The 14310-nt window shown below is 31.8% G+C and carries 14 protein-coding genes; all 14 read left to right on the top strand.

Annotation, left to right across the window (positions count from 1 at the left end; genetic code table 11):
• Positions 1-60: 60 nt before the first annotated feature.
• Positions 61-768: a polysaccharide deacetylase family protein gene (locus tag C3E88_RS02370; RefSeq protein ID WP_236908446.1), complete on the top strand. Its 708-nt coding sequence runs from the start codon at positions 61-63 to the stop codon at positions 766-768.
• A 22-nt stretch (positions 769-790) separates the two neighbouring features.
• Entirely contained in the window at positions 791-2071 is a 1281-nt protein-coding gene (locus C3E88_RS02375) for a M16 family metallopeptidase (protein WP_236908447.1), read from the top strand.
• Positions 2072-2083: 12 nt separating this feature from the next.
• On the top strand, positions 2084-2515 hold the full coding sequence (dut, locus tag C3E88_RS02380; RefSeq protein WP_236908448.1) for a dUTP diphosphatase: 432 nt from the start codon (positions 2084-2086) through the stop codon (positions 2513-2515).
• 103 nt (positions 2516-2618) lie between these two features.
• Positions 2619-2852: a YlmC/YmxH family sporulation protein gene (locus tag C3E88_RS02385; RefSeq protein ID WP_236908449.1), complete on the top strand. Its 234-nt coding sequence runs from the start codon at positions 2619-2621 to the stop codon at positions 2850-2852.
• A gap of 76 nt (positions 2853-2928) precedes the next feature.
• Positions 2929-4143 (top strand): aspartate kinase, encoded by a 1215-nt coding sequence (gene dapG / locus C3E88_RS02390; RefSeq protein WP_236908450.1) that lies wholly within the window; start codon positions 2929-2931, stop codon positions 4141-4143.
• A gap of 124 nt (positions 4144-4267) precedes the next feature.
• Positions 4268-4957: a ClpP family protease gene (locus tag C3E88_RS02395; protein WP_236908451.1), complete on the top strand. Its 690-nt coding sequence runs from the start codon at positions 4268-4270 to the stop codon at positions 4955-4957.
• Between the two features lie 64 nt (positions 4958-5021).
• Positions 5022-5852, top strand: coding sequence for an undecaprenyl-diphosphatase UppP (gene uppP, locus C3E88_RS02400; RefSeq protein WP_236908452.1), 831 nt, complete (start codon positions 5022-5024; stop codon positions 5850-5852).
• Positions 5853-5919: 67 nt separating this feature from the next.
• Positions 5920-8043, top strand: coding sequence for an FtsK/SpoIIIE family DNA translocase (locus C3E88_RS02405; RefSeq protein WP_236908458.1), 2124 nt, complete (start codon positions 5920-5922; stop codon positions 8041-8043).
• Entirely contained in the window at positions 8043-9383 is a 1341-nt protein-coding gene (gene rimO / locus C3E88_RS02410; protein ID WP_236908453.1) for a 30S ribosomal protein S12 methylthiotransferase RimO, read from the top strand. The genes C3E88_RS02405 and rimO overlap by 1 nt, the downstream gene beginning before the upstream one ends.
• Positions 9367-9912, top strand: a complete 546-nt coding sequence (gene pgsA, locus C3E88_RS02415) for a CDP-diacylglycerol--glycerol-3-phosphate 3-phosphatidyltransferase (RefSeq protein WP_236908454.1) — start codon at positions 9367-9369, stop codon at positions 9910-9912. The genes rimO and pgsA overlap by 17 nt, the downstream gene beginning before the upstream one ends.
• A 15-nt stretch (positions 9913-9927) precedes the next feature.
• Positions 9928-11148, top strand: a complete 1221-nt coding sequence (locus tag C3E88_RS02420) for a competence/damage-inducible protein A (RefSeq protein ID WP_236908455.1) — start codon at positions 9928-9930, stop codon at positions 11146-11148.
• Between the two features lie 108 nt (positions 11149-11256).
• Positions 11257-12312: a recombinase RecA gene (gene recA / locus C3E88_RS02425; RefSeq protein WP_272878373.1), complete on the top strand. Its 1056-nt coding sequence runs from the start codon at positions 11257-11259 to the stop codon at positions 12310-12312.
• Positions 12313-12357: 45 nt separating this feature from the next.
• Positions 12358-13344 (top strand): metallophosphoesterase family protein, encoded by a 987-nt coding sequence (locus tag C3E88_RS02430; RefSeq protein WP_236908456.1) that lies wholly within the window; start codon positions 12358-12360, stop codon positions 13342-13344.
• A gap of 1 nt (position 13345) precedes the next feature.
• Positions 13346-14310 (top strand): AAA family ATPase (locus C3E88_RS02435; RefSeq protein WP_236908457.1); only part of this gene is annotated, 965 nt, incomplete at its 3' end.

A 14310-nucleotide genomic window follows, 5' to 3' on the forward strand; every position in this document is an offset into this window, starting at 1 on the left:
TAAATATATTTTTTATTCCTCTGAATATAAATGTTATATAAGGATATTTGGAGGGATAATATGAAAATTTTAATACTCAATAAAAGAGCTATGTATACTACTTTTATAGTAATCCTTGTTATCATATTGATTTTACTTTACATTAACTTTTATAATAGGGCCGATGAAACATTTAACATGGATATTCACTACAAAGGGAATATAGATGATAAAATCGTAGCTTTTGCTTGCAATGTAGATTGGGGAAATGAGCATATACCTGGGATGTTAGAAATACTTAAAGGAGCTGATATTAAAATTAGCTTCTTTGTTACAGGTAGGTGGGCAGAAAAAAATCCCGATCTATTGTTAAGCATATATGAACATGGCCACGAAATAGGAAATCATGGATATAGGCATGTGGATTATGATAAACTAAACTATGAAAAGAATCGAGAAGAAATATTAAGAGCTCATAATATAATAAGTGGAATCATTAAACAAGAATCTATATATTTTGCGCCTCCATCAGGGGCTTATAATGATAACACTATTAGAGCTGCAAAAGACTTAAATTATGATATAATTATGTGGAGTATTGATACGATTGATTGGCGGGAGGATAGCAATAAAGAAATAATAATCGAAAGAGTAACAAGCAAAATCCACAATTCTGCAATAGTATTGATGCATCCTACAGAAGAGACAGTTAAAGCATTACCAGAGATAATATCATTCTTATTTAATAGAGGATATAAAATTGGAACAATAAGCGATGTAATTAAATAAAAGTTAGAAATAGGAGGAAAAAATGTACATTAAAGAAAAACTAAATAATGGTATTAGAGTAGTTATGGAAGAGATCCCTTATGTAAATTCTGTTTCTATAGGGGTATTAGTAAACAATGGCTCTATTAAGGAAAAAGATGATTTAAATGGAATCTCTCATTTTATAGAACATATGCTGTTTAAGGGAACTAGTAATAGGAGTGCTAAGGAATTAGCCGAGTCTATAGATGATGTTGGTGGACAAATTAACGCTTTTACAGGTACTGAATATACCTGTTTTTATGTAAGGGTATTGGACAAGCATTTGCCTATTGCCATAGATGTATTATCAGATATGCTTAATAATTCAACCTTTGGCGAAAAAGATATAGAGAAAGAAAAAGGTGTTATTATTGAAGAAATTAATATGTATTTGGATTCACCAGAAGATATAGTATATGATATTCTAAGTGAAACAATGTTTGAAAACACATCCTTAGCTTTACCCATACTGGGGACCTATGAAACTGTAAGCAATTTAGATAGAGATACCATTATGAATTACTATAAGAGACATTACACTACAGAAAATATTGTAATATCAATAGTTGGAAACTTTCAGTATAGAGAGACGATAGCTATGCTGAATGAATGCTTTTATAAAACCTCTCCAATAGAAATGGGATTAAATGATGGGATGATTGAGGATATCCCGGAGATTAGTCAAAACATTGGCTATAAGTTGAAGGATACGGAGCAGTTAAATCTTTGCGTTGGTATGGAAGGCGTAAAGCGAGGATCTGATGATATCTACCCCCTATTGGTAATGAATAATACATTTGGCGGAAGCATGAGTTCTAGATTATTTCAAAGGCTCAGAGAAGAAATGGGGTTGGTCTATTCCGTTTACTCTCACCCTACTTCTTTTGAAAATATAGGTGCTTTTACCGTATACGCAGGCTTAAGTGTTAATCAAATACTTAATGTAGCAAAGTTAGTAAATGAGGATATAGAAGATTTAAAAGATAATTTAATTACGGATTATGAATTATTTAGATCAAAGGAACAATTGAAGGGAAATTATATATTAGGTATGGAAAGTACTTCTAATAGAATGTTTGAAATTGGAAAGTCTGAATTATTGCTAAATAAAGTACTGTCTCCAGAAGATATATTAAATAAGATTGATAAGGTGCAGATGGTAGATATAGAGAGGGTGGTAACAAATATATTCAACAGAGATAAATATAATATAGCGTATGTTGGCAAATTATCAGATCCAGAAAAGATCAATAATAATTTAAAAGAAATATTTTTTAGCTGAGGTGAAATAATTATGAAGATAAGAATAGTCAATAAAAGTGATTTTCCTACCCCTAACTATGAAACAAGTGGCTCCGCAGGGATAGATTTATATGCTAATATAGAAGCTTCTATAACATTAAAACCTTTTGACAGGGTTTTGGTCCCTACAGGTCTGTATCTATCCATACCAGAAGGATATGAAGGTCAGGTTAGGGCTAGAAGTGGATTAGCCTTAAAACATGGTATCTGTTTAGCAAATGGGATTGGAACCATAGATAGCGATTACCGAGGAGAAATTGGAGTAATATTAGTAAACCTAGGGAAGGAGGACTATGTAATAAATAGAGGCGATAGGATAGCCCAAATGGTATTTTTAAAATATGAAAAAGTAGAACTTATGGAAGTAGATACCTTAGATGACACTAAAAGGGGAACTGGAGGATTTGGGCATACTGGTTATTAAGATATATTTGAAATGATATCATATCGAACCTTATCATAATTGACAAACACATAAAAAAATAAAAAACACATATCATTTAATAAAAACCCAAGGAGATGATATGATGATGTTAAGTGATTTAGGAGGGAAAGAAATAGTAAATTTAAATAATGGTGAAAGATTAGGTATAATTGCCGATTCAGATATCATAGTAGATGAAAAAACTGGCAAGATATTGACGTTAATAGTGCCTGAAAGAAAGTTGCAATTTAAGTTGTTTGCAGAAAATGATTATATAGAAATACCTTGGCATGCCATTAGGAAAATAGGAAATGATATGATAATCATTGAACTGTAAATACATTAACAATCTCACACTATGATCATATACAACATATTATAAACTATAGATAAAATACTAGAGGTGATACTGGGTGAAAATCATGGTTCAAAAATTTGGAGGTACATCTTTGTCCTCTGAAGATGGTAGAAATAAAGTTAGCGATAAAATCATTGAAAAATATAAGGAAGGCTATCAAATCGTGGCTGTTGTTTCAGCAATGGGGAGAAAAGGTAGCCCCTATGCTACTGATACGCTATTAAGCATGGTGAATCCTAAAATTATTTCTAATAGGGAAATAGATCTACTTATGTCCTGCGGGGAGATAATTTCAGCTGTTGTATTGGCAAATCATCTATATGAAAAAGGATATGATGCGGTGGTTTTAACGGGATTTCAGGCAGGAATTTTAACGGATGATAATTTTGGAAATGCAGAAATTATTAGTGTAGATTCAAATAATATACTGAAGTATTTAAGTAAAGACAATATAGTTATAGTAGCTGGTTTTCAAGGTAGCAATCGATATGGAGAAATTACAACTTTAGGCCGAGGAGGAAGCGATATAACAGCAGTTGCTTTAGGGAAAGCCCTAAAATGTAATCGAGTGGAGATATTTACCGATGTAGATGGCATTATGACAGCAGACCCTAATATAGTGCCAAATGCAAAAGTGTTAAAAAAAATGTGTTATTCTGAAGTATATCAGTTAGCTGAAGATGGAGCGAAAGTTATCCATCCAAAGGCGGTAGAAATGGCTCAACAATCCAATGTTCCACTGGTTGTCAAAAATACTTATTCAGACAGCGAAGGAACTTCTGTAGAAGAGGTTAATGTAAATTTTATCAATAATAGAAAAGAACTATTTAATGAAAAGATAATTACTGCAATAACCTATAAAAAAGGCAGAGTACAAGTTATTATTTCATTAAATGATGATGATTCCATGATAGACAAGTTAATGGAAGAAATAACCTCTAATCACATTAGCTTAGATTTAATCAATTTTCTAGTGGATAAAAAGATTTTTACTATTGATGAGGAAGATAAAGAAAAACTTATTTCAATTCTAGATAGGGAAGATTTTGATTATGAAATCGTTGAAAACTGTTGTAAAATTAGTGCTATTGGTTACAAGATGAGAGGTGTGCCTGGTGTAATGGCTAGGATTGTAAAAGCTTTGTCAAAAGAAAATATTAAAATTCTTCAGACTTCTGATTCCCACAATACCATTTGGTGTTTAATAAAGGAAGAAGATACAGATAAAGCCTTAGCAGCTCTTCACAATGAATTTAAATTATTCGAATAGCAAATAATATATAAAAATCCGACCTAATTTATTGGGCCGGATTTTTATATATTAAAAGCATATTATTATAATAACTAGTGTAAACTATTAAAGTATTGATACTTAAAAAAGTGGAGGGAATGAGATGAACAAGGATACAAATGATAACAAAAACAAAGATAATGATATTATAGAAAATATAAAGCAAATTGGCATTCCAAATATGCCTAACTTCGAAAATCCTATTCAATTTTTAACCATTATAGGAGAAATAGAAGGTCATAATCTATCTTCTTCTGATAAGAAAACCACAAAATATGAACATATAATTCCCATGTTAATAGCAGCCGTGCAAGATCCTAAAATAAAGGGGATATTCATTATATTGAATACAGTTGGCGGAGATGTAGAAGCTGGATTAGCTTTAGCTGAAATGATAGATACGATAGATAAGCCAAAAGTATCCCTAGTATTAGGAGGAGGTCATAGTATTGGAGTACCACTAGCCACAGCTTCAGACTATTCTTTTATTGTGCCTACTGCTACTATGACTATTCATCCAATTAGAACAACTGGATTAGTTATAGGAGTACCTCAAACCTTTAGATATTTTGAAAAAATGCAGCAGAGGATAACTGACTTTATTCTACGAACATCTAGTATAGATAGGTCTACATTGACCAAATTGATGTATTCTACAGATGAATTAGCTAATGATATAGGAACAATTCTTATAGGAAAGGAAGCAGTGGACTATGGTTTAATTGATGAAGTTGGGGGGTTTAGCCATGCACTAAGTAAATTAAATACTCTAATAGATGATAAATATGAATAGTATAAGATTTTAAATTATGCTATAATAACATGAGTATATTTAATTTAACAAAGGGGGGATTGACTTGACATTAGTTCAAGCTATCGTTTTAGGTGTTTTTCAAGGAATTGCTGAATTTTTACCTATTAGCAGTTCTGGTCATTTAGTAATATTACAACATTTTTTCGGTATTAAGGAAGGCAATCTATTTTTTACTGAGATGCTCCATTTTGGTACCCTTATTTCAATAGTAATAGTTTATTTTAATGATATAATAAAGATAGTTGTTGAATTCTTTAAAATGCTAGGTACTGGTATAAAAAACAAGAAATTTCGTATAACCAATGGTTATCAAAAGTTAGCGCTCTTCATCATTATAGGGAGCATTCCCACAGCGATAATAGGATTATTATTTGAAGATTTTTTTGAGAATTTATATTCATCTTCACTATTGCCTATTGGTATAGCTTTTTTAGTAACAGGTGCTTTACTCTGGATTGCAAACAATAAATCTTATGAGAGCAAAAATGTTAGAGAAATGACTGTCTTGGATTCATTAATCATCGGAACATTCCAAGGTATAGCTATAATACCGGGAATTTCCCGTTCAGGGTCGACCATTGTAGCCGGTCTTCTTAGAGGCCTAGACAGGTCTTTAGCAACCGAATTTTCTTTTCTACTCGCATTACCTGCAACTTTTGGTGCAGGATTACTTGGAATAATCGATGTAATCAAAACCGGTAGTGAAACAACATTTGATGGCCCATTAATAGTGGGCATACTATTATCAACTATAGTTGGCATATTCGCTATAAGGTTTTTAATAAAAATGCTTAAAAAAGATAAATTACACTATTTTTCCTATTATCTTTGGATAATTGGAATAATTACTATTTTTTCTCACTTTATAAAATAAAAAAGGATTATTAGTATCCTATGTAGAACTTTATCAAAGGGTGATATTGTTGAGTAAAAAAAGCAGAATGAAAGGTAAAGAATACAATAGAGAAATATTAGGCATAGCCCTTATTTCTTTTGGCGTACTATCAGCCATTAGCCTATTTAGCTATAGAACAGGAATCGTGGGGATGCTTTTAAGAAATGTTTATTTCACCCTTATGGGTTTTGGTGGATACATTTTTCCTGTTATTATTATAGCTATAGGGATATTGTTTATTATAAATAAATTTAGTATAGAGGACGACAAGAAGTCTATACATATACTCATATTGTTTTTTTGTTTTTTAACCTTATTAGATATTAAAAATCAAAACGCTACCACCTTTAGTATGAGTCTTTCGCAAACTTTAGAATTGAGTAAAGATGGTTTGGGAGGAGGCATAATTGGTTCAACTTTTGGATATATTTTCTTTAAATTATTTGGTACCATAGGTAGCTATATAACCATTTCCTTTATAGTTATTGTCTCTATTTTACAGTTTACAGAGATAAGAATCAAAGATTACTTAAAAAGGATAAGCATTAAAATAAATGGAGATAAAAAATCAAAACCAAAACCAATTAAAAAGATAGATATTAAGGAGGAAAAAGGCCCAATTAATTTAGTTGAGAGGAATAAAGAAATTATAATTCATGATTATACGAAAAATGATCAGTCAAATGAAATCGCCAAGGACAATACTGAAGAAGTGGTTGTCAATAATAAGCATAACTTCATGAATTTCACATTGCCTTCTTTAGATTTGTTAGATGAACCTATTAAACAAGATATAAGTAATAAAAAGGAAATATTGGACAATGCAAAAATAATTGAAAAAACTATGGATAACTTTGGTATTGATGCAACGATTGTTCAAATAAATAAAGGCCCAACTATTACTTGCTATGAATTACAACCAGCCCCAGGAGTCAAAGTTAGTAGAATTGTCAACTTATCTGATGATTTAGCATTAAGTTTAGCAACATCTGATATAAGAATAGAAGCACCAATACCTGGAAAGGCTGCTGTAGGTATAGAAGTTCCAAATAAGATTAGGGATAATGTAGGGTTAAAGGAGATATTAGAATCTGAGGAATATATATCTCTAAGCAGTAAACTACCTTTAACTTTAGGCAAGGATATTTCTGGCAAACCTATAGTATCTACGATAGATAAAATGCCACATCTATTGATTGCTGGTGCCACTGGCTCAGGAAAGTCTGTATGCATAAATAGCATAATACTCAGTATATTGTTTAAAGCCCATCCCGATGAAGTAAAGCTTTTACTAATAGATCCAAAAGTTGTTGAACTAAGCGTATATAACAGGATACCTCATCTATTAATACCGGTAGTAACTGAACCAAAAAAGGCTGCTTCTGCCCTAAGTTGGGCTGTAAATGAAATGGAAAGACGTTACAAATTATTTGCTAAAAATAATGTAAGAGATATTACTTCCTATAACAATAAAATTAAAGATCTACAGGATGAAAGATTATCTAAAATTGTTATAATAATCGATGAATTGGCAGATTTAATGATGGTAGCGGCTCAAGAAATTGAAGATTATATATGTAGATTGGCTCAAATGGCAAGGGCAGCTGGGATTTATCTAATAGTAGCTACTCAAAGACCTTCAGTAGATGTTATCACTGGTACTATAAAAGCTAATATACCTTCAAGAATATCCTTTGCAGTCTCTTCCCAAGTAGATTCAAGAACAATATTGGATATGGCTGGTGCCGAAAAACTTTCAGGAAAAGGCGATATGTTATTTTTCCCTTCCAATTACTCTAAACCAGTACGTATTCAAGGAGCCTTTATTAGCGATGCAGAAGTTGAAAAAGTAGTGGAATTTTTAACGGGGCAAAATGTTGCTGAATATGATGATGATGTTTTAGAAAGCATTCAAAATGAAATAGAAATAGACAAGTTCATGGATGATTCCGATGAATTATTACCAGAAGCAATTGACTTGGTTATAGATGAAGGACAGGCATCTATTTCCTTATTACAAAGGAAATTAAGAATCGGATATGCTAGAGCAGCAAGAATTATAGATGAAATGGAAGAAAAGGGTATTGTCGGTGGATTCGAAGGCAGCAAACCAAGAAAGGTATTGGTAACTAAAGATGATATAGATACTTATTTAAGGAGCGATGACTAATGGCAGTAAAAAATATAACGATAGTAACTCTAGGTTGTTCAAAAAACGAAATAGATTCAGAATTGATGATGAGTATTTTAAAAAAAGAGAACTATACCATTACAAATTCATTAGAAAAAGCTGATGTAATAATTGTAAATACATGTGGATTCATCAGAGATGCTAAAGAAGAATCCATTGAAATCATTTGGAATATGTTTAAATATAAAAACGAGGGTAATTGTAAATATTTATTGCTTGCTGGTTGTTTAGCGGAAAGATATTCAAAAGAGCTATTAGATGAAATCGAAGAAATCGATGGAGTAATAGGTACAGGAAATATCAAGGATATTATAGATGTAATAAAAAATCTTGAAAAAGGTGAAAAAAGAATAAAAAGGATTAATAATATTGACGAAGATTATCTAGAAGGAGTCCAGAGGTTGAGCTTTAGTCCTACAGAGTATGTAAGAATATCAGAAGGATGCAACAACTTTTGTTCTTATTGTATTATACCTAAACTAAGAGGCAGATATAGAAGTAGAGATATGGAAGATATAATTATGGAAGTAGAATATTTAGTAGAGAATGGCGTAACAGAAATAATATTAATAGGTCAGAATACTACAGATTATGGTATAGATCTATATGGTGATTATATGCTAGCTGAGCTATTAAATAGGTTAAATGCAATTGAAAAGTTAAAATGGATTAGATTGCTCTATTTATATCCGGATAATTTTACGGAGGATTTAATCTATGCTATTAAATCTAATAATAAAGTTGTAAAATATGTGGATATTCCTTTACAACATGTCAGTAATCCTATATTAAAAAAGATGAACAGAAAAACATCAAAAAAAGATATTGTTAACTTAATAAATAGATTGAGAGTAGAAATCCCAAATATAATAATAAGGACTACTTTTATAGTTGGCTTTCCTGGTGAAAAGGATGTACACTTTCAAGAACTGTATGATTTTATTGAAGAAATTAAACTAGATAAACTAGGAGTATTTACCTATTCTAGAGAGGAAGGAACTCCTGCTTACAATTATGATTTACAAGTAGATGAAGTTGTTAAACATAATAGGAGAAATAAACTAATGAAACTGCAGCAAAACATATCCTATAAATTAAACCAACAAAGGGTTGGAAAGTCTTATTTAGCATTGGTAGAAGATATATATGAAAAAGGTATATATATCGGTAGAACTTATATGGATAGTCCAGATATAGATGGAATTGTATATATACATTCTAACAAGGAACTTATGTTAGGTGAGTATGTGTATGTAAATGTAACTGATTGTATAGAATATGATTTGATTGGAGAGATTGTTGATGAACTTGGCAAATAAGATAACTATAACTAGGGTTTTTTTAATACCAGTTTTTATGGTAATATTGTTTTCTAATTTCCCTAATAGCAATTATATAGCTGCATTAATATTTACTATTGCTGCAGCTACTGATGGATTAGACGGATATATTGCTAGAAGTAGAAACCAGATAACCACTTTTGGTAAATTTGTTGATCCTTTAGCAGATAAGTTATTAGTGTCTACGGCCCTTATATCTATGGTTCAACTAGGAAAAGTGCCTGCATGGATTGTAGTAATAATAATTGCTAGAGAATTTACCATTACGGGATTTAGGACTATTGCTGTTTCAGAAGGGATAACCATAGCAGCTTCTTCCCTTGGCAAAATAAAAACTGTTACTCAGCTGGTAGCCATAATCTTGATATTGATAGATAATTATCCCTTCAGAAAAATGGGGTTCCCCTTAGATAAAATTATGCTGTATATTGCATTGTTATTTACTATAATATCCGGGATAGATTATATATATAAGAATAAACATGTTTTAAAATCTGGAGATAAATAATAGGGGGGGGTTGTAGTGATTGCAGAAATAATATCCGTTGGAACTGAAATAATATTAGGTAGTACTTTAAATACCAACACTTATTATATTACTAAAAAATTATCTGCTATTGGTATTGATGTATTATATCATACATCAGTTATAGATGACTCTAATCTATTAAAAGAGGTTATAAACACCGGTATGAAACGTGCAGATTTATTAATATTTACAGGAGGCCTTGGTCCTACAGCCGATGATATTACTAAAGAGGTAGTCTGTGAAACCTTAGGGCTGGATCTCGTTTTAGATAACTCTATGGAATATGATATAAAAAATTACTTTCATAAGATGAACAGACCTATGACCTCTAATAATATTAAACAGGCCTACATACCAGAAGGTGGTAGTATCTTGAGAAATGAAATTGGTACAGCACCTGGGATATATATTGAGCATAAAGATAAAATTTTAATATTATTACCTGGGCCACCAAAAGAAATGAAGCTAATGTTTGATAAGTATACAATGCCCTTGATAAAGCAGGACAATGTTATAAAAATAAAAACTATCAATACTATTGGCATTGGAGAATCTGCTTTAGAAAGTATGCTAGAAGACATTATAGTTCATCATCAAAACCCTAGTATTGCTACTTATGCAAAGGATGGCAAAGTAGATATAAAAATCGTAGGCAAAGGTAGAGATGAAGAAAAGGTAGATGAGTTACTACAGAGGGCTATTGAAAAAATAGACGAAAAAATATCTGGATACATATATAGTTATCAAGATGAGTCCATAGAGGAAGTAGTATATAGAAAATTAAAGGATATGAACATGAAGATAGCATTTTGCGAATCCTGTACTGGCGGTCTTATTGTGAGCAGGTTTACTGAAGTACCTGGTGTATCCCAGGTGCTAGATAGGGGAATAGTTACCTATAGCAATAAAGCTAAAATAGAGGAGCTAGGAGTTAAACAGGAGACACTGAATAAATATGGAGCAGTCAGTGAACAAGTAGCCATAGAAATGGCTTCAGGGCTTTTAAACAAAACTGGCGTAGATATAGCTTTATCAACCACAGGTATAGCGGGACCATCAGGCGAAACCAATATGAAACCTGTAGGATTGGTCTATATTGGAATTGCCACTAAAGATGATGTTTTTGTTGTTGAATCTGTATTTAGTGGCAACAGAACTTCTATTCAAAATAGAGCTACTTTAAAAGCTTTTGATGAATTAAGAAAAATACTATGATTCATGTAATTTAAATTATTATTTGACTAATTTTAAGAGTTGATATATAATTAATTCAGAACTAACGTTCGCCAAAATGAAAGGTGGTGACTCCAGTTAAACTGGGAAATGATGACTGATAAAGGTGAAAAAAAGAAAGCATTGGATATGGCAATAAACCAAATTGAAAAACAATTTGGTAAGGGGTCTATTATGAGGTTGGGAGATACCAATATCGAGAGTATTGATGTTATACCAACAGGATCTTTGGATCTAGATATTGCATTAGGTATAGGAGGACTCCCAAGAGGAAGAATAATCGAAATATATGGCCCCGAATCATCAGGAAAAACTACTGTAGCATTGCATGTAATTGCAGAAGCTCAAAAACTAGAGGGGATAGCTGCATTTATCGATGCAGAACATGCATTAGATCCAATCTATGCAAAAAAACTGGGTGTAGATACAGAGAACCTAATAGTATCTCAACCTGATACTGGAGAGCAAGGGCTAGAAATAGCTGAAGCTCTAGTAAGAAGTGGAGCCGTTGACATAGTAGTAGTAGACTCAGTAGCTGCTCTCGTTCCAAAAGCAGAAATAGAAGGTGAGATGGGAGATAGCCATGTAGGATTACAGGCAAGATTGATGTCCCAAGCATTGAGAAAATTAGCAGGTGCTATTAGCAAATCCAATACTACAGTAATATTTATCAACCAATTGAGGGAAAAAGTTGGAATTATGTTTGGTAACCCTGAGACTACAACTGGCGGAAGGGCTTTAAAATTTTATTCTAGTGTACGATTAGATGTAAGACGAATTGATTCTATTAAACAAGGAGATAGTATTTTAGGTAATAGAACTAGGGTAAGGGTTGTGAAAAACAAACTAGCACCTCCTTTTAAGCAAGCGGAGTTTGACATTATGTATGGTCTTGGAATATCAAAGGAAGGCAATATTCTAGATACAGGGGTTAGTGCAGATATTGTTAATAAATCTGGCTCTTGGTATAGCTATGGGGAACATAGACTTGGACAAGGCAGAGAAAATGCTAAAGACTTTCTAAAGGAAAACCCAGATATTGCTCGAGAGATAGAAAATAAAATAAGAGAAGAATTTGGATTAACACATCAAGGCTTGGAATCCGACGATAAAGAGAAAAAAACTAAGGAAGATAAAACTAAATAAACCTCCTTGTCCACAAGGAGGTTTATTTATAAGGAGTGTCAGTAATTGAGATTGCTATTTTTGACGGATACACATATTAGAGGAACCACACCGAAAAATAGAAAAGACAACTTAACGGAAGCTTTAGAAAAAAAGCTAATTGAAATATGTCATATTGTGGAAGAATATCATATAGATTACGTTTTACATGGTGGTGATCTATTTGATAGACCAGATGTTTCAGTTTCCATTGTAGGAAATTATGCATCTATACTTAACGATATAAAGGTGCCTATATATATAATCTGTGGAAACCATGATATATATGGGCATAATCCAGAAACCATAAATAGGACTATGCTTGGTCTGTTAGATGCATTTGGTGTGGTAAAAGTTATCAAGGATGGGGAAAGGATCTTTTTAAATAATAACGGCATCAAGGTTCAATTAACGGGTCAATCTTATACATATAACATAGACGATGAGAGAGATAAATCTAGCTACCTAGTTGATGATATACCACAGGATGTGGATTATTCCATTCATATGGTTCACGGTATGTTGTTAGATAAGCCCTTCATTAAAGGAATCCCCTATACTCTAATTGAAGATATAGTAAGCACAAAAGCTAATATTACCTTGTCAGGGCATTATCATTCGGGATTTGGTATTGTTAAAACCCACGGTAAATATTTTATAAACCCCGGTAGTTTTGTAAGGATAACTAATAGCCTAATAGAAATAGATAGAACTCCAAAGGTGGCTTTAATTGATTTAGAAGAGAACATCCACGTTGAATTGATTCAATTAAAATCTGCCGCTCAAGGTATAGACGTATTAGATAGACAGGAAATAGAAAACCACATATTTAAGTCAGAAAGATTATTTGAATTCAAACAGTCTATAGATACTGCGGTAAATTTTGAAAAGCTAGAAATCAATGAAATACTCATGGAGGTCTCTAATGCAAGGGGAGTATCGGAAGAAGTAAAGAGAGAGGCTCTCAAAAGAATAGCTAACTCCCAGATGAAGGATTTAGGAGATGAATTTTAGCATGAAATATATAAACAAGCTTATCTTAGAAAATTTTCAATCTCATAAATATACGGAAATAGAATTTGATTCTACTTTGAATGTAATAGTAGGACCATCAGACCAAGGAAAATCTGCTATTATTAGAGCTTTAAAATGGGCTCTATATAATGAACCTTCAGGGGACTTCTTTATTAGAGAAGGTGAAAGAGATTGCAGTGTAACTGTTATATTTAATGATAATACTAAAGTCAAAAGGTTTAGAAGCAAAAGCAAGAACGCATATTACCTATATGACGCAAATAATACAGAAAAGGTATTTGAAGGTTTCGGTACTACAGTCCCTCAAGAAATTATCGATGCAACTTCTATAAGAAAAGTGGTATTAGATAGCGATCAGTCAAGCACCATTAATATTGGAGAACAATTAGAAGGGCCTTTTTTACTTTCGGAGAAAAACTCAACAAGAGCCAATGCTATAGGTAGACTTGTTGGTGTTCACATAGTTGACGATGCTTTAAAAGATACCTTAAAGGATATAAGGAATTTAAACATCAAAAGAAAGTCCTACGAAGATACCCTAAAGGATCTTTATAAAAATTTAGAGGAATACGAATATTTAGATGAACTAACAAATAAAATTAAAGAGTTAGATAATGTTAAACAATCAATTTATTGTTGCCAAGATAAATTAGCTAAGTTAAAGTCTATACAGGTAGAATTAGAAAGATTAAACGGAGAAATAAAACTAGTTGAAGACTATTTAACAAAACTTAAGGATATTAATAAAATAACTGCATTAGAACAATTATTGTCAGAAAACATAAAAAAATATATCTATATCAGTAACAGATATGATAAGTTTAACAAGATAAAGACTGAAATTGAGCATGACAAATATTTGCTAAAAGCCTTAAAGGATATTAATATGGTCGGAGAGATTATTAATGATATTAACCTATATAATAATAAGATAAATAAATTAAG

It is taken from the genome of Clostridium sp. Cult3, from assembly GCF_021655115.1.
Classification (GTDB): domain Bacteria; phylum Bacillota; class Clostridia; order Tissierellales; family Tepidimicrobiaceae; genus PPXY01.